Origin of the sequence: Streptomyces sp. SirexAA-E (assembly GCF_000177195.2) — a bacterium.
In the GTDB taxonomy this organism is placed as follows: Bacteria; Actinomycetota; Actinomycetes; order Streptomycetales; family Streptomycetaceae; genus Streptomyces; species Streptomyces flavovirens.
The window spans coordinates 7,146,888-7,165,733 of sequence record NC_015953.1 but is presented as its reverse complement, the minus strand read 5'-3'; the positions used below and the strand labels follow the sequence as shown (position 1 = coordinate 7,165,733).

Genomic DNA, 18,846 nt, shown 5'->3' with positions numbered 1-18,846 from the left:
CTTACTCTCCTTGAAGTGTGGGAACGACCATCGGTGTGCCGGTCACCGGGTCGGGGACGATGACGCTCGGCAGGTCGAAGACGTCCTTGATCAGCGCGGCGTCCACGACGTCCCCCGGCACGCCCTCGGCGACCACCCGGCCGTCCCTCATGGCGACGAGGTGGTCGGCGAACCGGCACGCCTGGTTGATGTCGTGCAGGACGGCGATCACCGTGCGGCCCTCGTCACGGAGCCTGGCGAGCAGGCCGAGCAACTGGTACTGGTGGGTGATGTCCAGGAACGACGTCGGTTCGTCGAGCAGCAGGTAGGGCGTCCGCTGGGCCAGCACCATGGCCATCCAGACCCGTTGCCGCTGCCCGCCGGACAGCTCCTGCACCGGCCGGCCGGCCAGGTCGCCGACACCGGCGGCGGCCATCGCCTCGGTGACGGCCTCCTCGTCCTCCGGCGACCACAGGGCCAGCAGTGACTGGTGCGGGAACCGTCCCCGGCTCACGAGCTGGCGGACCTTGATGTCGTCGGGGGCCAACGGGTCCTGCGGCAGGAAGCCGAGTTGCTTGGCCAGTGCCTTCGGCGCGTAGTCGCCGACCTCGCGGCCGTCGAGTTCCACGTGCCCGGAGTCCGGGCGCAGCAGCCTCACCAGCGCGCGCAGCAGGGTCGATTTCCCGCAGGCGTTGGGGCCCACGATGGCGGTGAACGCACCGTCGGGGACGTCGAGGTCGAGCCGTGTGGACACGACCCGGTCTCCGTAGCGCAGGGTGATGTCCCGCGCGGTCAGGCGTGCGTTCACGCGCGCCTCACCTCCTTGGTCAGCAGCCAGATCAGATAGCAACCGCCGATCGCGGTACTCACCACTCCCACGGGCAGCGCGACGGGCGCCAGCAGCATCTGGGCGAGCAGGTCGGCGCCTTGGAGCAGAACGGCCCCGGTCAGCGCGGCCGGGAGCAGCGGCACACCGGCCGCGCCGGCGAGCCTGCGGCCGATCTGCGGGGCGGCCAGGGCGATGAAAGCGATCGGTCCGGCCACCGCGGTCACCGTGGCCGTGCAACCGACGCCGACGAGCACCATCAGCAGTCGCAGCCGGTTGAGTCCGACGCCGGTGGTCGTCGCGATCGCGTCACCGAGCGAGGCCTGGTGCATGGCGTGCGCCCGGGTGGTCATGAGGAGGAGGAGTACGGCGATCAACGCGAAGGGGATCCCCACGTCGCCCCAGCCGACACCGTTGAGCGAGCCGGCGCTCCAGCCGACGGCGGCGATGGCCACCTCCAGTTCGGCACGCAGCACGATCCACGAGTTGATCGCGGTCACCATCGCGTTGACGGCGATGCCGATGACCACCAACCGCAGTCCTGAGAAGCCCCGTTGGTAGGCCAGCAGGTAGATCGCGGCGGCGACGAGCAGTCCGCCGAGCACGGATCCCGTGGCCAGTTGCGCGGACGTGCCGGACAGCACGGTGATGGCGACCAGGGCACCGGTGTAGGCACCCGCGTCCAGGCCGATCACGTCCGGGCTGCCCATCGGGTTCCGGGTGAGGTTCTGGAAGATCGCTCCCGCGACGCCGAGCGCGGCACCGAAGACGAGTCCGGCCAGTACGCGCGGCAGTCGCCAGTCGCGGATCACCACGGAGTTCTCCGTGCCGGTCAGGACGGCGAACACCTTGCCCGGGGAGGCCCAGGAGGCCCCGTAGCACAGCCCGAGCAGGCCGAGGCCGAGCATCAGGGCGACCATGACCGCGACCAGTACCGCTGTACGGCGTTCCATCGTGAGTCCATGTGTCTTCACAGCGCCCCCGCCCCGTAGCGGCGGACGGCCCAGATGAGCATGGGGCCGCCGAGGAAGGCGGTCACGATGCCCACGGGTACCTCTCCGGTGGGCAGCAGGACCCGTGACCCGATGTCGGCGACCAGCATGAGGACGGGACCCAGCACCATCGTGTAGAGGACGAGCCAGGGCACCGAGCCCGCGGCCGGCTTGCGCACCAGGTGCGGCACGATGAGGCCGACGAACAGGATCGGACCGGCCACCGCCGTCGCCGCCGCGCAGAGCACGGTGATCAGCACGAGCGCAACGGCCCGTACGCGTCCGACCCCCGCCCCCAGGGTGTGCGCCACGCTCTCGCCCAGCGTCAGCGCGTTGAGCGCCCTGCTCAGCAGCAGCGCGCCGCACAGGCACACCACGATCGCGGTCAACGGCAGTGCCAGCGAAGCCTGTTCACGGGCCGCCAGCGATCCGACCGACCAGAACCGGTAGGTGTCGAAGACGTCCGGGAGCATCAGCCGCAGGCCCAGCGCGACACCGCTCAGCACGGCGGTCAGTGCGACGCCGGTGAGCACCAGGCGCAGCGGTGAGCGCCGCCCGACGGCGGCCACCAGCAGCGCCGCGAGTACGGATCCGATGACGGCGAAGCCGAGTTGGCCCGTCTGCCCGGCGGCCAGTCCCAGCGCGGAGCCGACGGTGACGGCGAACCCGGCACCCGCGGTGACCCCGAGGATGCCGGGCTCGGCCAGCGGGTTGCGGGCGAGCGTCTGGATGAGGGCGCCCGCCACCGCGAGGGCGGCGCCCACCGCGATGGCCAGCAGCGAGCGGGGTCCCCGGACGTCACGCACGATCACGTGGTCGTCGGTGCCCTGGTAGTCGAACAACGCGCGCACGACCTCGGACGGCGGGACCGGGCGGGCGCCGATGCCCATGCTGAGCACGGTGACGACCGCCAGCAGCACCAGTCCCCCGACGAGCAGACCGATCTGCCCCGCGGCGGCCCGCTTGTCCCCCGCCCGTCCCGACGCGCGACCCGCGACGGTCACCGCTTCAGCAGCGGAGCGAACGACGTGTCGATCGCGTCCAGGGTCTTCATGGCCTGCCCGTAGGTCGCGGCCTCGGTGTAGCGGAGCGGGAAGGTCTTGCCCGCCTTGACTGCGGGGAGGTTCTTCCACAGCTTGGAGTCGAGGACGTACTGCACCGCCTCGGGGACGCTGCCGTCGGCGTTGACCGAGTACGTCAGGACGTCGGCCTCGCCGAACGCCTCGGGGAGCTCCTCGACGGACGGGTACTCGCTGACCGCGCTCGAACCGGAGCCGGCCTTCTTGACCTTGCCGTAGTACTTCGCGCCCAGGTCCTCGGCGATGTTGGTGCCCCACGAGCCGCCGAACTCGCGCTGGAAGGTGCCCTTGGCGACTTCGCCGTACGCGCCGACGTGTCCGAGCTTGAGCTGCGGCAGCACGTCCTTGTACTTCGTCGCCAGCTCGGCGGCCTTGGCCTCGTACGCCTTCTGTCCGGCGTCGAACTTCTCGAGGGCGCCCGCGGCGTCGGCCTGCTTGCGGGACAGGTCGCGCCAGGCGGACGGCAGGGTGGGGCCGATCGCCACGACGGGGGCGATGGACTCCAGCCGCTTGACGTCGATGTCGCCGAGCACGGGGGCGGGCACACCGATGACGATCAGGTCGGGCTCGGCCTCGGCGATGGCCTCGTAGTTGGTCTCGGCCGCCTGCTCGCCCGCCACCTTGGTGAGCTTCTTGTACTCGGCGAGGTCCTCGTCGCTCATCATCGGCTCACCGCGCTTCCACGACGAGATCCCGACCAGGGGTGCGTCGGCCTCGATCAGAGCGGGTACGGCGTAGCCGGTTGCCACCACACGCTTCGGGTCGACCGGGATGGTGATCTTGCCGTTGTCCGCGGCGAACACCCGGGTCTTGTCCTTCTCGGAGGCGGCGTCCGAGCCGCCGTCCGACGAGGACCCGCATCCGGCCAGGATCAGGGCCAGCGACACGGCGCCGATCAGGCCGGACGATCTGCGTATGGACATGAAATGCTCCTTGCTCATTAGGTAAGGCTTACCTTAGTTGACGATTTCGCGTCAGGACAACCAGGCAGTGGCGTCACGCCAGTTCCCCGGTCGGCCCGCCGGTCAGTGGTGGTCGTCCTCGTCGAAGTCGGCGACGCCGCGCTTCCAGTAACCGGTGATGTCGTGGTCGGCCTTCTCCAGCCGCAGTTCGTCACGGACCCAGCGGCGCAGCGGCTTGATCTGGCCCGCCTCGCCCGCGACCCACACGTACAGCCGCTCCCCCTCGGGAACGGTCACCCCGGTCACGGCCCGCACCAGCGCGTCGCCGTCTCCCGCCGGCAGGTCACCGCGGTGCAGCCAGCGCACCTCGACACCCTCGGGCGCGGACAGCTCGATCTCCTGTGCCGTGTCCACGACTTCGATGAACGCCCAGCCCTTGGCGGTGCCGGGCAGTTCCTCCAGCCATCGCGCGATCGCCGGCAGGGCCGTGAGGTCGCCCGCGAGCAGATAGCGGTCGTAGGAGTGCGGGACGATCAGCCCGCCGGGCGGCCCCGCTACATGGATGACGGCGCCCGGCCGGGCCTCGCGTGCCCAGTCGGAGGCGAGGCCGCCGTCGTGCAGGGCGATGTCGATGTCGATCTCCCGGGCGTCCGGGTCGTAGCGCCGCACCGTGTACTCCCGGGAGACGACCGCGGGCCGCGGCCAGCGCAGCATCGCCCCGTTCCGCTCCGGCAGCCGCAGCGTGCCGTCCGGGTCCGGGAAGATCAGCTTCACGTGTTCGTCCGGGGCGTGGGCCTCGAACCCCTCGGCGCCCGGCCCGCCCAGCGTCAGGCGCAGCAGTCCGGCGCCGACCATGGCGGTACGCACGACCTCGGTCTCCCGGATGCCGATCGGATAGCCCACCTTCTCGGCGGCCAGACCCGCCCGGACCTCCGCGATCCGGTCCAGGTGACGGCCCCGGTGGTCGACCCGGCTCACGAGGTCCGGCCGGTCAGGAGCTCGGTCCAGTGGCCCAGTTCGGGCTGCTCCGCCAGGTCGGGGAACTCCAGCGCGGCCGCCCCCGCGGCACGCCAGCGGTCGACCAGGACCATCATGCGCACCGAGTCCAGGCCGAGATCGACCAGGTTCTCCTCAGGTGCGATCGAGGCGGGATCGCAGTCGAGCAGTTCCGCGACGTCGGCACGGACACGTTCGGGCGACAGGGTCTGATTCATCGGGCGGCTCCTGCGGGGATGGACGCCGACAGCACGGTCGGCGCGTCGGTGGTGATGGGTACGGCGCCACGGCACGGGGCGACGGACACCTGGTCGCGATGTTCACGGGAGAGAGCCGGCACCGCCGGACGGCCGGCGCTCACGCACCGCCCCGCGCCGTGCCGAACCCGGCCGCCGTGCGGAACGGTTCGGCCTGGCGGTCCGGCCGGTGCGGCGCCTACGCCCCCGCCGGACGGGCGGGCCGTCCGGTCGCACACCGGGGCTCGGGCGCTCCAGCGCGGTACGGGCACGTCTGCGAATCCTTTCTCCGGCACGCAGAGTCGCGCCGTCGTCGATCGCTCCGGACCGACACGCACTCCCCCGCCTAAGACCAGGCAAGGCTAACCTAACTTAATACTTATCCCTACTGGATACGCAAAAGTGGATCAGCGCGCCCACCCGCCCCGAAGTGGCCTTCCGTGACCGGCACCCCACCGAGTGACACCTTGATTTAGGTTACCCTTACCTAACTTCTCGTAGGAGGTTGCTCATGCCTGATCACATACCGGACAGAAGTGGCGAGTTCGAGGGCCGCACCGTCCTGGTGACCGGTGCCGCACAGGGCATCGGGGCCGCCGTAGCCGAGCTGTTCGCCAGCCTCGGCGCCCGGGTGGCCGCCACCGACCGCTCACGGGACGGCATCGACGCCCTGGCCGCGGAGTGGAACCGACGACAGGCGAAGACACCGGAAGGCGAACGCTCGGCCGGCCGCCTGGAGCCATACTGCATGGACGTCACCGACCGGCCCTCGGTGCGGAGCACCGTGGCGCGCGCCGAGCGCGAACTCGGCCCCGTCGACGTGCTCGTGAACGTCGCGGGCATCCTGCGCACCGGCCCCGCGACCGAACTCTCGGCCGAGGACTGGTCGGACACCTTCCATGTGAACACCGACGGTGTCTTCCACGTCTCGCAGGCCGTCGCCCCGCTGATGGCCGAACGGGGCGGCGGCTGCATCGTCACCGTCGGCTCCAACGCCGCCGGGGTCCCCCGCACCGGGATGGCCGCCTACGCCGCGTCGAAGGCGGCGGCCCTGATGTTCACCAAGTGCCTGGGCCTCGAACTCGCGCGCAGCGGCGTACGGTGCAACGTCGTCGCCCCCGGTTCCACCGACACCGCGATGCAGCGCGCCCTGTGGACGGACCCGGGCGCCGAGCAGCGCGTCATCGACGGCGACCCCGCGACCTACCGCACCGGCATACCGCTGGGCCGGATCGCCGATCCCCGGGACATCGCCGACGCCGTCGCGTTCCTCGCCTCGGACCGCGCCCGCCACATCACCATGCAGGAGCTGTACGTCGACGGCGGCGCGACCCTGCGCTGAGCCGCCCGCAGCTCTTCCGTACCCGCCCGCACCCGCCCGCACCCGCCGACGGAACCATCGAGAACGGAGTCCCCGTGTCGACGACATCCCAGGTCGCCACGTCCATGCCCCCGGCCGACCCGGCCCACCCCGTCATAGGGGCGGCCACCTCGCTCCTGGACGCCTACACACCGGGCGCCCGCTTCCTCGCCACCCCCGGCCGCACCCTGCTGGCTCAAGGGGACGCACGCCAGGTGCCGCACGACGAGAGGCCCTTGGACCAGCGGGTGAGGGCCACCCTGGCCGAAGCCGGTGCGGCCGGGCAGGAATCGCCCGTGGTCATCGGCGCCATCCCCTTCGACCACGAGGCGCCGGCCGCTCTGAGCGTGCCGACGGCACTGCGCACCGCCCCGCCGCTCGCCTCCGATCCGCTGATCGCCCTGCCCGTCGGCGTCCCTGATTCGGCCAACTGGCGGATACGCCCGGTGCCCGAGCCCGAGGTGTACGGAGCGGGCGTCGCCTCGGCCGTGGAGCGCATGTGGCGCGGGGAGTTCAGCAAGGTGGTGCTGGCCCGAACCCTCGAACTCACCTCTCCCGCCCCGCTCGATCTGCCGGCGATGCTCCAGCGCCTGGCCCGGCGCGACCCCGTCGGCTACACCTTCGCGCTGCCGACCGGCCCCGGCCGTACCCTGATCGGCGCCAGCCCCGAACTACTGGTCTCCCGCAAGGGGAACCAGGTGACCGCCAATCCGCTCGCCGGGTCCACCCCACGCAGCACCGACCTCGCCGAGGACGTGCGCCGGGCCGCGACGCTGTTGCAGTCCGCGAAGGACCTGCACGAGCACGCCGTCGTCGTGGACGCCGTCCACCAGGCGCTCGCCCCGCACTGCTCGCGGCTGACCGTACCGGCCCGGCCCACGCTGATCCGCACGGCCACCATGTGGCACCTGTCCACCACGGTCACCGGCACGCTCGCGGCCCCGGACACCTCGGCGCTCGCGCTCGCCTGCGCGCTGCACCCCACCCCCGCCGTCTGCGGCACACCGACCACGACGGCCCGCCGGGTCATCGCCGAGACCGAGCCGTTCGACCGCGGCTTCTTCACCGGCGTCGTGGGCTGGGGGAACGCCCAGGGGGACGGCGAATGGGTCGTCACCATCCGCTGTGCCGAGGCCGAGGAGCGCACGCTGCGGCTGTACGCGGGAGCGGGCGTCGTCTCGGCGTCCGAGCCGGAGGCCGAGACCGCCGAGACCGCGGCGAAGTTCCGCACCTTCCTCAACGCGGTGGGCGCCGAGCTGTAGGACCCGGCCTCCTGAGCAGGCGGGGCACACCAGGATCCCGCGCGTTCACCGGCTGTCGCGTACGTCACCGGTGCACGGGCCCGGCCTCACGGCCGGGCCCGAACGCTGTTGCCACGAGACTTCTTCGTTGCTCGGGTGGACGCCGTTGGCAGACCAGGACCTGGAAGACCTGGGCAAGGCGACACTCCCCGAACCGCGTCCTGCCCGACGGGGCACGGCTGTCCAGGTCGACGACGGGCGCGGGTGCCGGCGGCCGAAGGCCCCGATGGCTTCGAAGGAAAGGGAACGGAAAAGGCAAAGGGACCGGATACGTCCTGAACCGCCGGGTGGTGAATCCCCGGTGAGCCTGTTCCGAAGCCGGGGTGACGACCCCTGGAGCGCCCTGCCCTCACCGTTTCACCGACGGTCTTTTTTTACAGTTTCCCCGCCGTTCTGTAAAAAGCTGACGCCTCCGAACTCCTTGTACGTCACCGAGCGTTGGGCCAGGGTTCATTCCGCGGCGAGCCTCACTCTCGCCGCCGGGCAGGAACTCACCCTTCGGCGGTACGCCACCCACGTGTGCCCCGATACACCCCCCGCGAGTTCCTGCCCGCCATTCGGAAGGAATCAGTGTGCGTCATTTCCGTCAGTACAGATTCGCCGCTGTGGCCGCTCTTCTCTCCGCCTCCGCGGTCGTGGGAACCCACACCACGGCCCAGGCCCAGGACGTCGCGCCCTCCTCGCGCTACCAGCCGGAGATGGTGCGGGCGCTCGCCGCGTCGCTCGGTGTGAGCGAGAAGGCCGCGGTCGACCGCCTGGACCGCCAGGACGTCCAGCAGACCCGGCTCGCCGAGCTGGAGAGGAGCGGGATATCCGACGACGGGGCCTTCTTCGACGCAGGCGGCCGGCTGACCGTCAACGCCGGAGACGCCACCGGAGCCGCCAGGATCGAGAAGGCCGGCCTCGTCGCCCGGGTGCCCGCACGCGGCGAGAAGGCACTCGACGACATCAAGGCGGAGCTGGACGCCGCTGCCGCCGAACGCGCCCCCGTCGGCGTGGTCGACTGGTCCGTGGACCTGGCCGCGGACCAGGTCACCGTCAAGGTCAGCAGCGACCGCGGGGCCCCCGCCAAGGCGTTCCTGGCCAAGGCGGCGTCGTACGGTTCCGCCGTCGCGATCGTCCGCGGGCAGGAGAAGCCCGCGGCCCAGGCCGCGATCGCCCCGGGCAGCAAGATGACGATCAACAGCACCACCGGCTGGTGTTCCGTCGGATACGGCGCCCGCGACCGGGCCGGCAACCAGTACCTGGTCAGCGCCGGGCACTGCATCGCCGGTCTGCCCACCCTGCGCTTCGACGGCACCGCCTTCGCCAAGGGCGTCAAGACCCGCTACGCGCTCGGCGCCCGCAGTGTGGACATGGGCATCGCCTCCGTCAACAGCGGCCATTCGATCACCAAGGCCGTCGGCACCTGGAACCAGAGCGGCGACGTGGCGATCAAGGGCAGCAGCCGGGCTGCGGCCGGCAGCGCGATCTGCAAGTCAGGCGCCACCACCGGCTGGACGTGCGGCACGATCGGCTCGTACAACGTCACCGTGACGTACGTCGACCAGAACGGCGGGCCCGACACGGTCATCACGGGCCTGGCCACCTCCAGTGTCTGCACCGAGGGCGGTGACAGCGGTGGCGCGTACATCTCCGGCAACCAGGCCCAGGGCATGACCTCCGGCGGTCCGGTCGGCCAGCGGTGCACCGGTGGCGTCAACTCCCGCGGCTCGTCGTACTTCCAGCCGCTCGACGACGCCCTCGCCTATTACGGGCTGACGCTCGACACCGCCTGAGCAGCCTACGGGGCACGATCGAGGGGGCCGTCCACCGGATAGGGTGGGCGGCCCCTGCCCGCCTGTACGGCCCGAACCCGCCTTCGGGCCCCGTCACCGGAGCGCCGGGCCACCGGCCGAAAGCCGTCGACGGTGTCTTGCGCCCGCTGAAAGACGAAATGCCGAACGCCCCCCACCCCGCAGATCCCGGCGTGACCTTCGCGACCGTGTTCCGCGACGCCCTGCGGCAGCGCGGGCTGCCGCTGGAACGCGTACGCGATCATCTGCGGGCCCAGCAGATCACCGTCAGCCTCGCCACCCTCAGCCACTGGCAGCGCGGGCGCAGCCAGCCCGAGAAGGCCCAGTCGCTGCGCGCCGTCGATGCCCTGGAGCCCCTGCTCAACCTCCCTGCGGGCACCCTGCGCTCGCTGCTGGGCCCCCACCGGCCACGCGGTGGGACCCCGCCGCACGACCCGGCGGCCGTCCGCCACGTCTACGGCGAGGACTCCGACGTGGAGCAGGCGCTCGGCGACGCCTTTCCGCACTTCAACGCCGGGCTCCGGCAGCTGGTGGTCCACGAGTCGGTGAGCCTGGACGAGCACCGCTCCATCGACGAGACGTCCGTCACCACCGTGGTGCGGGCCGTCCGCGACGACGTCCGGCACCTGTCCGTCGTCCACTTCCTGGACGCACCGAAGGCCGGGACGGTCGACCTCACCGTCCGCGACGGGCCGACGCCACGCATCCGGTTCCTGCCGGAGCTGGGATGCGTGGCCGCCGACATCCCGCTCGGCCGTCAGCTGGCCAGGACCGAGACCGCGGTGGTCGGCTACACGCTCCGGTCCAGCGCGGGCGTCTCCCACCAGCACGAGCGGCGCATCACCGCGCCGCTGCGGACCTATCTGCTCCACGTGCGCTTCCATCCACTGGCGGTCCCCTCGAACTGCTGGGGCTACCACCGCACACAGATCGGCGCCGAGCCCCGGCACCGCCACCGCGTCGCCCTCGACGCCTCCCACACGACGCACCTGCTGCCGGCGCAGTGCACGCCGGGTGTGTACGGGCTCGAGTGGTCATGGCCGGACTGAACGGGGCCCGGGCGAGCTGTCGCGAGGTCAGGCACCGGTGTCCCCGGCCCCGCGAGGCCTACTCGACGACGCGTACCGCGCCGGACGGGCACAGCGTGCCGGCTTCGAGCGCCGCCGCACGGCCCGCCTCGCCGGGTTCCGCGGCAAGCACCGTCACCACACCGTCGTCGTCCTGGTCGAAGACCTCCGGCGCCGTCAAGGCGCACAGGCCCGCTCCCACACAGACCTCCCGGTCGGCCGTCACACGCATGGCTGCTCCTTTCGCCGCGGTCACCAGGTGACCGGGAGTTCGTTCACGCCCTGGATCGTCGTGCCCGGGCGCAGGGTCAGCCGGTCCACCGGCACCGCCAGCCGCAGACCGGGCAGCCGCTCGAACAGCGCCGTGAGGATGACCTCCAGTTCGAGGCGGGCCAGGTTCTGGCCGAGGCACTGATGCACCCCGTAGCCGAACGCCAGGTGGTGGCGGGCCTCGCGCCGGACGTCGAAGGCGTCCGGGTCGGCGAAGACGGAGCCGTCGCGGTTGGCGATCGAGTTGGTGACGATGACCCCCTCCCCCGCCCGGATGCGCTGCCCGTCGATCTCGATGTCCGCCGTCGCGATCCGCCCGCCGGCGATGTCGGCGATGGCCAGATAGCGCAGCAGTTCCTCCACCGCGCCGGGCACCAGAGACGGATCGGCGCGCAACGCGGCGTACTGGTCGGGATGTTCGAGGAGGGTGATGACGCTGAGCGACGTCATCGACGCCGTCGTCTCGTGTCCGGCGACCAGCAGCAGGATCGCCGTCGACACCAGCTCCTCCCGGTCGATCGCGCCCTTCTCCAGCTGCTCCCTGACGAGCGTGCTCAGCAGGCCCGGCCGGGCCTCGCCTCGCAGGCTGTCCACCAGAGCGCCCAGATAGCTCTCCAGGTCGTCCCGGGCGGCACGCGCACCCGCCGCGTCCGGGGACTGGATCAGCCGTGCGCTGGCGTCCTGGAAGAAGTCGTGGTCGGCGTAGGGCACACCGAGCAGACGGCAGATCACCAGGGACGGGACGGGCAGCGCGAACTGGCTGACCAGGTCGGCGGGCGGGCCGCCTGCGATCATCTCGTCCAGGAAGCCGTGCACGATCTGCTCGACGTCGGCCCGCATGCCCTTGATGCGCCGGACGGTGAACTCGCTGATGGTCATGCGCCGTTTCGGCCCGTGCTCGGGCGGGTCCAGGCCGATGAACGCCGGCCGGCGGTCCCGGAAGCTCTCCACCCGCCCGGAGGTGGCGGGGAAGTCGGCGTGTGTCCGGTCGGACGAGAGCCGGGGGTCGGCCAGCAGCTTGCGTGCCGTGTCGTACCCGGTCACCAGCCAGGCCTGCCGGCCGTCGTAGAGGGTGACCCGCTGCAGCGAACCCTCCCGGTCCCGGAGGTCGTTGTACCGGTCGGGGAGGTGGTAGGGGCAGGTGCGGTCACTGGGGAAGGCGGGGGCGCCTGATGTGGGCGTCGTAACGGTCTCGGTCATCGGTCCCTCGATGCACTCGACGCTTAAAGAACGGTCAGTTCTCTAACGGAAGGCTAGGCTTGCCCACCCGACGCTCACAACGGGTGCTCGACAAATGGCTGGGAGTCATGCCTCCAACCCACGGGGACGCGCCGGACCGGACGACCGGCGACCATCGAAGAAACCCTCGCCGCCGAGGCGAGGAACTGGAGAGGGCCATCCTGGCCGCGACCCTCGAGGAACTGGCCGAGGTCGGCTACGCGGGACTGACGATGGAGCGTGTGGCCGCCCGGGCCCGTACCGGCAAGGCCACCCTGTACCGGAGGTGGCCCGGCCGTGCCGAACTCGTCGTCGACGCCTGCGCGGCCCACCGGCTTTCCGACGCCGACCTGCCCGACACCGGTGCCCTGCGTACCGATGTCATCACCGCGCTACGGCGACTCTCCGCCAGGTTGGCCGCCTCGCACGGCGACATACTCCGCGGCCTGCTCACCGAGGTCATGCACGACCCCGAATTCGCCCGGCTGGTCCGCGAACGGGTCCACACCGCCGGGCCCGGGGCGATCCAGGCCGTCCTGTGGCGTGCCGTCGCACGCGGCGAGATCGAGCCGTGGGTCCCCGCCTCGCGTCGCGCCACGGTGGCGGTCGACCTGCTCCGCAACCACTATCTGCTCCACGGGGCGCCGATCCCGGAGGAGGTCGTCACCGAGATCGTCGACGACGTCTACCTCCCCCTGCTCCTGGCCCCGCCTGCCGCGCCCCCGCTCCCGTCGCACGGCACCGCCGGGGACACATAGCCGGGCGGCCGGGCGGCCCCGCCGCGGCGGGCCGGCCGTCGGGAAAGGCCGGGATGTGACGTGCCGCACGTCCGGCACCCCGCCCCGGGTCCTGCGAAGAGCCCACGCGTCGCCGATCACCGGCCGCGTCACCCGGTGCCCCAACCAGCCTCACAGGCGCTTCAGTTGGCGTGATCAGGCCCGTTCACCGAGCGGCGCGAGCGCCTCTCCGGGCGACCACGCACAGGCGTCGGAGAGCGGTACCGGAGTCGCCGCCCGCAGCATGCCGTCCACATCCTGAGATAGCGGTCTCAGTCCTTGTTGACACCCTCACACCGGCCCTACGTATATTCCTCGCATGCCGCACAGCCCCGTCATCCCTGAGCACGCCGCCATCGAGCTGGCGCTCATCGGCGTGACCGGGCACTGTGTCTGCGACATCCACTGTTGCTGACGCCTGCCCGAGCGCACTGTCGGCCCACTCCGCCCCCGCCCTGATCCGGCCGGGACGGTCCCTGGAAACACCGTGCGCGGGCGCGCTCCGTCCGCAGGCGCGGCAGTTCCAGTGTTTCCGGTCCTCTCATGCCCCATGGTTCGACCGGTTGTTCCCCACTCCCTCTCGCCGCCTGCCCGGACCCATTTCTTCCGTTCTTCTTCAGGCAGTACTCCGAGAGGTCTCTTCCGATGCGTCAACCGTCCGTCATATCGCGCCGCGTGGCCGCGGCCGCCGTCGTACTCGTCGTGGTCGGGGGAGCCGCGGCCTGCGGCCCCGCCGACAGCAAGGACGCCGACGGCGACTCCGGCGCGGCGGGCAAGCCCCACAAGGGCGGCACCCTCACCGTCCTCAACAGCAGCCCGCAGGAGGACTTCGACCCCGCCCGGCTCTACACCTCCGGCGGCGGCAACGTCCCCTCCCTCGTCTTCCGCACGCTGACCACCCGCAACCGTGAGGACGGCGCGGCCGGTGCGAAGGTCGTCCCCGACCTCGCCACCGACCTGGGCACCCCGAGCAAGGACGCCACCGTCTGGACGTACACGCTCAAGGACGGCCTGAAGTACGAGGACGGCAGCGCCATCACGAGCGCCGACATCAAGTACGGCATCGAGCGCTCCTTCGCCGCCGAGCTCTCCGGCGGGGCGCCCTACCTGCGTGACTGGCTGGTCGGCGGGGCCGACTACGAGGGGCCCTACAAGGGCGGGAAGGGCCTCGACTCGATCGAGACGCCCGACGCGAAGACGATCGTCTTCCATCTCGTCAAGCCCGAGGGCGAGTTCCCCTACCTGGCCACCCAGACCCAGACGACACCGGTCCCGAAGGCCAAGGACACGGGCACCAAGTACGAGGAGCACCCGCTCTCCTCGGGGCCGTACAAGGTCGTCGAGAACGAGGGCGACGGCGAACGGCTCGTCCTGGAGCGCAACCCCCACTGGTCCCAGGCGACCGACGAGGAACGCAAGGCCTACCCGGACCGCATCGACGTGCGCTCCGGACTCGACTCCGCCGTCATCAACCAGCGGCTCTCCGCCTCGCAGGGCACCGACGCCGCGGCCGTCACCACCGACACGAACCTCGGCCCGGCGGAACTCGCCAAGGTCGCCGGTGACAAGAAGCTCTCGGCCCGTGTGGGCACCGGACACTTCGGCTACACCAACTACATCGCCTTCAACCCGAAGGTGAAGCCGTTCGACGACCCGAAGGTGCGCCAGGCGATCTCGTACGCCGTCGACCGCTCCTCCGTCGTCAACGCCGCCGGCGGATCGGCACTCGCCGAGCCCGCCACCACCTTCCTGCCGAACCAGAAGTCCTTCGGATACACGCCCTACGACGCCTTCCCGGCCGGCAGGACCGGCGACCCGGCCAAGGCCAAGGAACTGCTGAAGGAGGCCGGCTACCCGAACGGGCTGACCGTCACCCTGACGCACAACAACGAGAAGAACTTCGCGACCAGCCCGGAGATCGCCACCGCCCTCCAGGAAGCGCTGAAGAAGGCCGGCATCACCGTCAAGCTCCAGGGCCTCGAGGACAACGCCTACTCGGACACCGTCTACAACATCAAGAGCGAGCCCGGCTTCTTCCTCGGCGGCTGGGGCGCCGACTGGCCGTCCGGCGGTCCGTTCTTCGCACCGGTCTTCGACGGACGCCAGATCGTGAAGTCCGGCTACAACTTCAACTCGGCCCAGCTCGACGACCCCGCGGTCAACAAGGAGATCGACGAGATCAACAAGCTGACCGACCTGAGCGCGGCCGCCGAGCGCTGGGGCGCCCTCGACAAGAAGGTCGGCGAGCAGGCGCTGACCGTGCCGCTCTTCCACCCGGTGTACAAGCGGCTGTACGGCAAGTCCGTCAAGAACGTCGTCATCAGCGACTGGACCGGCGTGCTCGACATCTCGCAGGTCGCGGTCAAGTAGTCATGGCTGAGGCACTGCTGGTCAAGGAGGCGGGGAGCGTCACGGTCCCCGCCTCCGGGGCCCGTCCGTTCTGGCGCCGGCTGCGCAGGCGGCGCTCCGCCCTGGTCGCGGCCGTCGTCGTCGCGCTTCTCGTCCTGGTCGCCCTCGCCGCGCCGCTGCTGTCCGGCATCGAGGGCCAGAACCCCACCGCGTACCACCCCGATCTGGTCGACTCGGCCACCGGCGGTGTGCCGCTCGGCTCCTTCGGCGGTATCAGCGGCGACCACTGGCTCGGGGTCGAACCGCTCACCGGGCGCGACCTCTTCGCCCGTGTCGCCTACGGCGCCCGCGTCTCGCTCGGCGTCGCTCTCGGGGCGACCCTGCTCCAGGTGGTCATCGGCGTCGGTATCGGGCTGTCGGCCGGTCTCGGCAACCGCTTCGTCGACCAGGCGCTGAGCCGTCTCACCGATGTCGTGGTCGCCCTGCCCGTCATGGTGATCGCGCTCGGCGCGCTCGCCGTCGTCCCGGCCGGGTTCCCTCGTCCGGTGCTGATCGCCCTGATCGTCGGACTCGTCGGCTGGTCCGGCATCTCCAAGATCGTGCGCGCCCAGACCCTGGCGCTCAAATCGCTCGACCACGTCGCGGCCGCCCGGCTCAGCGGCTGGGGCCCCTGGCAGATCGCCCGCCGCGAACTGCTGCCCGCGCTCGCCGCGCCCGTCATCACGTACGCCGTGCTGCTCTTCCCGAGCAACATCGTCGTCGAGGCGGCCCTGTCCTTCCTCGGCGTCGGCATCAAACCGCCGACGCCCTCCTGGGGACAGATGCTCAGCGACGCCGACACCTGGTACCAGGCGGCCCCCACCTATCTCCTCGTCCCCGCGCTGCTGCTCTTCGTCACCGTGCTGGCGCTGACCGTCCTGGGCGAAGGCGTCCGTACCGCGCTCGACCCGCGTGCCGAGTCCCGGCTGCGGATCGGCACCCGGAGCAAGAAGGAGGCGGGCGCATGAGCTCGTTCCTGCTGCGGCGGCTCGGCGGCGCGGTGTTCGTGCTGCTCGCGCTCAGCATCGTCGTCTACGTCACCTTCTACGTGGCTCCGGGCGACGTCGCCCAGATCGCCTGCGGGCCGCGCTGCTCCCCGGTACAGGTGGCCCAGGTCAGGGAACAACTGCACCTGGGGGACCCGCTGTACACGCAGTACGCGCACTTCGTCCAGGGCCTCTTCGCCGGCCGCGACTACTCGACCGGCACCGGAGTCCTGCACTGCCAGGCGCCGTGCCTGGGGCTCTCCTACCAGAGCGACCAGCAGGTGACCCAGCTGATCCTGGCCAAGCTCCCGGCCACCGCCTCGCTCGCCGCGGGCGCCTTCGTGCTCTGGATGCTGCTCGGTGTGGGCACCGGGCTGCTGTCGGTCTGGCGGCGCGGCCGCGCGACCGAACGCGTCCTCACGGGCATCACCCTGGCGGGCATGGCCACACCGGTCTTCGTCATCGGCCTGCTGCTGATCATCGTCCTGGTCACGGCGCTCCAGATCCTGCCGTTCCCGGACTACGTCCCCCTCACCGACGACCCGGAGCAGTGGGCCTGGAACCTGCTGCTGCCGTGGATCTCGCTCGCCCTCGTCTCAGCGGCCCCCTACGCGCGGATGACCAGGGCTTCCATGCTGGAGACGCTGGCCGAGGACCATGTCCGAACCTTCCGGGCGTACGGGGTGGGCGAGCGCACCATCATCGGCCGGCACGCCCTGCGCGGGGCGCTCGCGCCGGTGATCGCGCTCGGCGCACTCGACATCGGTTCGATGTTCGGGGGCGCCGTGCTCACCGAATCGCTCTTCGGTATCCCGGGTGTCGGCCGTGAACTGGTCGACGCCGTCAAGCACGTGGACCTTCCGGTGGTCGTCGGCCTGGTGCTCGTCACCGGGTTCTTCGTCGTCCTCGCCAATGCCGTCGCCGACATCCTCCAGGCGGCGGCCGACCGACGGGTGGTACTGGCATGAGCCTCGTCGAGGTCTCGGACCTTTCGATCACCTTTGGGGACGTCCGGGCCGTGCGCGGCCTGTCCTTCTCGTTGGAGGCGGGCGGAGCGCTCGGTGTCGTCGGCGAGTCCGGCTCCGGCAAGAGCGCCTCCGCGTACGCCCTGCTCGGCCTGCACCGGGGCACGGGGGCCGAGGTCGGCGGCTCGATCACGGTCGCCGGGGTGGACGTACGGGCCGCGAGCGACGCCCGGTTGCGCGAGCTGCGCGGGGCGAAGGCGGCGATGGTCTTCCAGGACCCGCTGTCCTCGCTCGACCCGTACTACGCCGTGGGCGACCAGATCGCCCAGGTCCACCGCGTCCACCGCCGCGTGAGCCGGCGGGCGGCGCGGGCCCGTGCCGTCGAGGTGCTGGACCGCGTCGGGATCCCGGACGCGGCCCGCAGGTCGCGGTCCCGGCCGCACGAGTTCTCCGGCGGGATGCGCCAGCGCGCTCTCATCGCGATGGCGCTCGCCTGCGAGCCCGAGCTGCTGATCGCTGACGAACCCACGACCGCGCTGGACGTGACGGTCCAGGCGCAGATCCTCGACCTGCTGCACGGGCTGCGCCGCGAGACCGGCATGGGGCTGCTGCTCGTCACCCATGACGTGGGCGTGGCGGCGGAGTCGGTGGACGACGTGCTGGTCATGCGGGCGGGACAGGCGGTGGAACGCGGCCCGGTCGCCGAGGTGCTGGGCACACCGCGCGATCCCTACACCAAGGCGCTGCTGTCGGCGGTCCCGAGGATTCCGGAGGTGGGCGCGGCCGCCCCGTCCGCTCCCGGCGTTCCGAAGAGCGCGGCGTCCGCCGCGAAAGCGAGCGGGGTGGGCGGCACACCGCTCGTCGAAGCCGTCGGTCTGCGGCAGGTGTTCGGCAGGGGGAAGACGGCGCTGACGGCCGTCGACTCGGTCTCGCTCACCGTCAGGGCCGGCGAGACGCTCGGCATCGTCGGGGAGAGCGGCAGCGGCAAGACCACCCTGGGGCGGATGCTCGTCGGCCTCCTGGCGCCCACGTCCGGGCGGCTGACCCGCGCGGGCCGGGTCCAGATGGTCTTCCAGGACCCGGTCTCCTCGCTCAACCCGCGCCGCTCCGTCGGCGAGTCGGTGGCCGATCCGCTGCGGGCGCGCGGCGAGCGCGAAGAGGGGGCGATCCGGGCGCGGGTCGGCGAACTGCTGGGCCGGGTGGGCCTGGACCCGGACCAGTACGACCGCTACCCGCACGAGTTCAGCGGCGGCCAGCGTCAGCGTGTCGGCATCGCACGGGCGCTGGCGGCCGATCCGGAGCTGATCGTGTGCGACGAGGCCGTCTCGGCCCTCGACGTGACCACCCAGGCCCAGGTGATCGCGCTCCTGGCCGAGCTGCAACGCGAACTCGGCCTCGCGCTGGTCTTCATCGCCCACGACCTGGCCGTCGTCCGGCAGGTCAGCGACCGGGTCGCCGTGATGCGGCGGGGCCGAATCGTCGAGGAGGGGCCGGTGGACGAGGTGTACGACCACCCGCGGGACCCGTACACCCGGCAGCTCCTGGCCGCCGTTCCGGCGCTCGACCCGGCGCTCGCGGCGGCGCGGCGGGCGGCCCGCGCCGAACTGGCCGCGGCCTGAGCGTACGCGCACACGGAGGGCGTGCCCTGGGGGGCCGGGACCACGGCGAGGGTCCCGGCCCCTTCGGCGGGGCGTGCCTTTCGAAGCGTG

General features: G+C 71.5%; 18 protein-coding genes. 10 read left to right on the top strand and 8 right to left on the bottom strand.

Features of this window, described 5'->3' with window-relative positions; all coding sequences use genetic code 11:
• Position 1: 1 nt before the first annotated feature.
• The 6 genes from SACTE_RS31305 to SACTE_RS31280 all read right to left on the bottom strand — a co-directional run bounded on the left by SACTE_RS31305 (position 2) and on the right by SACTE_RS31280 (position 4,992).
• The gene (locus tag SACTE_RS31305; protein ID WP_014050032.1) at positions 2 to 787 is read right to left on the bottom strand and encodes an ABC transporter ATP-binding protein; all 786 of its coding nucleotides are present in this window, start codon (positions 785 to 787) and stop codon (positions 2 to 4) included.
• The gene (locus tag SACTE_RS31300) at positions 784 to 1,758 is read right to left on the bottom strand and encodes an iron chelate uptake ABC transporter family permease subunit (protein ID WP_014050031.1); all 975 of its coding nucleotides are present in this window, start codon (positions 1,756 to 1,758) and stop codon (positions 784 to 786) included. Before SACTE_RS31300 ends, SACTE_RS31305 begins: the two co-directional genes overlap by 4 nt.
• Positions 1,759 to 1,775: 17 nt before the next feature.
• Positions 1,776 to 2,801, bottom strand: coding sequence for an iron chelate uptake ABC transporter family permease subunit (locus SACTE_RS31295; protein WP_014050030.1), 1,026 nt, complete (start codon positions 2,799 to 2,801; stop codon positions 1,776 to 1,778).
• On the bottom strand, positions 2,798 to 3,799 hold the full coding sequence (locus tag SACTE_RS31290; RefSeq protein WP_014050029.1) for an ABC transporter substrate-binding protein: 1,002 nt from the start codon (positions 3,797 to 3,799) through the stop codon (positions 2,798 to 2,800). Before SACTE_RS31290 ends, SACTE_RS31295 begins: the two co-directional genes overlap by 4 nt.
• A gap of 102 nt (positions 3,800 to 3,901) precedes the next feature.
• Complete coding sequence (locus tag SACTE_RS31285; RefSeq protein WP_014050028.1) at positions 3,902 to 4,756, bottom strand: siderophore-interacting protein; 855 nt, start codon at positions 4,754 to 4,756, stop codon at positions 3,902 to 3,904.
• Positions 4,753 to 4,992, bottom strand: a complete 240-nt coding sequence (locus SACTE_RS31280; RefSeq protein ID WP_014050027.1) for a phosphopantetheine-binding protein — start codon at positions 4,990 to 4,992, stop codon at positions 4,753 to 4,755. Before SACTE_RS31280 ends, SACTE_RS31285 begins: the two co-directional genes overlap by 4 nt.
• 529 nt (positions 4,993 to 5,521) lie before the next feature.
• On the opposite strand from SACTE_RS31280, the gene SACTE_RS31275 reads away from it, so the two are divergent.
• The 4 genes from SACTE_RS31275 (at position 5,522) to SACTE_RS31260 (ending at position 10,516) form a co-directional block, all read left to right on the top strand.
• Positions 5,522 to 6,352: a 2,3-dihydro-2,3-dihydroxybenzoate dehydrogenase gene (locus SACTE_RS31275; protein WP_014050026.1), complete on the top strand. Its 831-nt coding sequence runs from the start codon at positions 5,522 to 5,524 to the stop codon at positions 6,350 to 6,352.
• 74 nt (positions 6,353 to 6,426) lie between these two features.
• A complete protein-coding gene (dhbC, locus tag SACTE_RS31270; RefSeq protein WP_019993256.1) occupies positions 6,427 to 7,632 on the top strand; it encodes an isochorismate synthase DhbC in 1,206 nt (401 codons plus the stop codon).
• A 611-nt stretch (positions 7,633 to 8,243) separates the two neighbouring features.
• Complete coding sequence (locus tag SACTE_RS31265; RefSeq protein WP_014050024.1) at positions 8,244 to 9,449, top strand: S1 family peptidase; 1,206 nt, start codon at positions 8,244 to 8,246, stop codon at positions 9,447 to 9,449.
• Positions 9,450 to 9,640: 191 nt separating this feature from the next.
• Positions 9,641 to 10,516 (top strand): hypothetical protein, encoded by an 876-nt coding sequence (locus SACTE_RS31260; RefSeq protein ID WP_019993255.1) that lies wholly within the window; start codon positions 9,641 to 9,643, stop codon positions 10,514 to 10,516.
• Between the two features lie 58 nt (positions 10,517 to 10,574).
• Here the strand turns inward: SACTE_RS31260 and SACTE_RS31255 are convergent, their stop codons facing one another.
• Together SACTE_RS31255 and SACTE_RS31250 are read right to left on the bottom strand one after the other, a co-directional pair.
• Positions 10,575 to 10,766 carry a (4Fe-4S)-binding protein gene (locus SACTE_RS31255; RefSeq protein WP_014050022.1) on the bottom strand — a complete coding sequence of 64 codons (192 nt, stop codon included), beginning with the start codon at positions 10,764 to 10,766 and terminating at the stop codon, positions 10,575 to 10,577.
• A gap of 20 nt (positions 10,767 to 10,786) precedes the next feature.
• Entirely contained in the window at positions 10,787 to 12,004 is a 1,218-nt protein-coding gene (locus SACTE_RS31250; RefSeq protein ID WP_014050021.1) for a cytochrome P450, read from the bottom strand.
• Positions 12,005 to 12,111: 107 nt separating this feature from the next.
• Between SACTE_RS31250 and SACTE_RS31245 the strand changes: the two genes are divergently transcribed.
• The 6 genes from SACTE_RS31245 to SACTE_RS31225 all read left to right on the top strand — a co-directional run bounded on the left by SACTE_RS31245 (position 12,112) and on the right by SACTE_RS31225 (position 18,756).
• On the top strand, positions 12,112 to 12,780 hold the full coding sequence (locus SACTE_RS31245) for a TetR/AcrR family transcriptional regulator (RefSeq protein ID WP_014050020.1): 669 nt from the start codon (positions 12,112 to 12,114) through the stop codon (positions 12,778 to 12,780).
• Positions 12,781 to 13,117: 337 nt separating this feature from the next.
• On the top strand, positions 13,118 to 13,213 hold the full coding sequence (locus tag SACTE_RS35645; protein ID WP_311659627.1) for an Ms4533A family Cys-rich leader peptide: 96 nt from the start codon (positions 13,118 to 13,120) through the stop codon (positions 13,211 to 13,213).
• 230 nt (positions 13,214 to 13,443) lie between these two features.
• Complete coding sequence (locus SACTE_RS31240; protein ID WP_014050019.1) at positions 13,444 to 15,168, top strand: ABC transporter substrate-binding protein; 1,725 nt, start codon at positions 13,444 to 13,446, stop codon at positions 15,166 to 15,168.
• Positions 15,169 to 15,170: 2 nt separating this feature from the next.
• Positions 15,171 to 16,154, top strand: a complete 984-nt coding sequence (locus tag SACTE_RS31235; RefSeq protein ID WP_014050018.1) for an ABC transporter permease — start codon at positions 15,171 to 15,173, stop codon at positions 16,152 to 16,154.
• Positions 16,151 to 17,140 carry an ABC transporter permease gene (locus SACTE_RS31230; RefSeq protein ID WP_014050017.1) on the top strand — a complete coding sequence of 330 codons (990 nt, stop codon included), beginning with the start codon at positions 16,151 to 16,153 and terminating at the stop codon, positions 17,138 to 17,140. The genes SACTE_RS31235 and SACTE_RS31230 overlap by 4 nt, the downstream gene beginning before the upstream one ends.
• On the top strand, positions 17,137 to 18,756 hold the full coding sequence (locus SACTE_RS31225; protein WP_014050016.1) for an ABC transporter ATP-binding protein: 1,620 nt from the start codon (positions 17,137 to 17,139) through the stop codon (positions 18,754 to 18,756). The genes SACTE_RS31230 and SACTE_RS31225 overlap by 4 nt, the downstream gene beginning before the upstream one ends.
• Positions 18,757 to 18,846 lie beyond the last annotated feature (90 nt).

What these genes read in the sequence shown, in the direction of transcription:
- SACTE_RS31300 (WP_014050031.1), bottom strand. Translation starts at nt 1,758, where the DNA reads ATGGAACGCCGTACAGCGGTACTGGTCGCGGTCATGGTCGCCCTGATG.
- SACTE_RS31290 (WP_014050029.1), bottom strand. Translation starts at nt 3,799, where the DNA reads ATGTCCATACGCAGATCGTCCGGCCTGATCGGCGCCGTGTCGCTGGCC.
- SACTE_RS31280 (WP_014050027.1), bottom strand. Translation starts at nt 4,992, where the DNA reads ATGAATCAGACCCTGTCGCCCGAACGTGTCCGTGCCGACGTCGCGGAA.
- SACTE_RS31275 (WP_014050026.1), top strand. Translation starts at nt 5,522, where the DNA reads ATGCCTGATCACATACCGGACAGAAGTGGCGAGTTCGAGGGCCGCACC.
- SACTE_RS31255 (WP_014050022.1), bottom strand. Translation starts at nt 10,766, where the DNA reads ATGCGTGTGACGGCCGACCGGGAGGTCTGTGTGGGAGCGGGCCTGTGC.
- SACTE_RS31250 (WP_014050021.1), bottom strand. Translation starts at nt 12,004, where the DNA reads ATGACCGAGACCGTTACGACGCCCACATCAGGCGCCCCCGCCTTCCCC.
- SACTE_RS31245 (WP_014050020.1), top strand. Translation starts at nt 12,112, where the DNA reads ATGCCTCCAACCCACGGGGACGCGCCGGACCGGACGACCGGCGACCAT.
- SACTE_RS35645 (WP_311659627.1), top strand. Translation starts at nt 13,118, where the DNA reads ATGCCGCACAGCCCCGTCATCCCTGAGCACGCCGCCATCGAGCTGGCG.
- SACTE_RS31240 (WP_014050019.1), top strand. Translation starts at nt 13,444, where the DNA reads ATGCGTCAACCGTCCGTCATATCGCGCCGCGTGGCCGCGGCCGCCGTC.
- SACTE_RS31235 (WP_014050018.1), top strand. Translation starts at nt 15,171, where the DNA reads ATGGCTGAGGCACTGCTGGTCAAGGAGGCGGGGAGCGTCACGGTCCCC.
- SACTE_RS31230 (WP_014050017.1), top strand. Translation starts at nt 16,151, where the DNA reads ATGAGCTCGTTCCTGCTGCGGCGGCTCGGCGGCGCGGTGTTCGTGCTG.
- SACTE_RS31225 (WP_014050016.1), top strand. Translation starts at nt 17,137, where the DNA reads ATGAGCCTCGTCGAGGTCTCGGACCTTTCGATCACCTTTGGGGACGTC.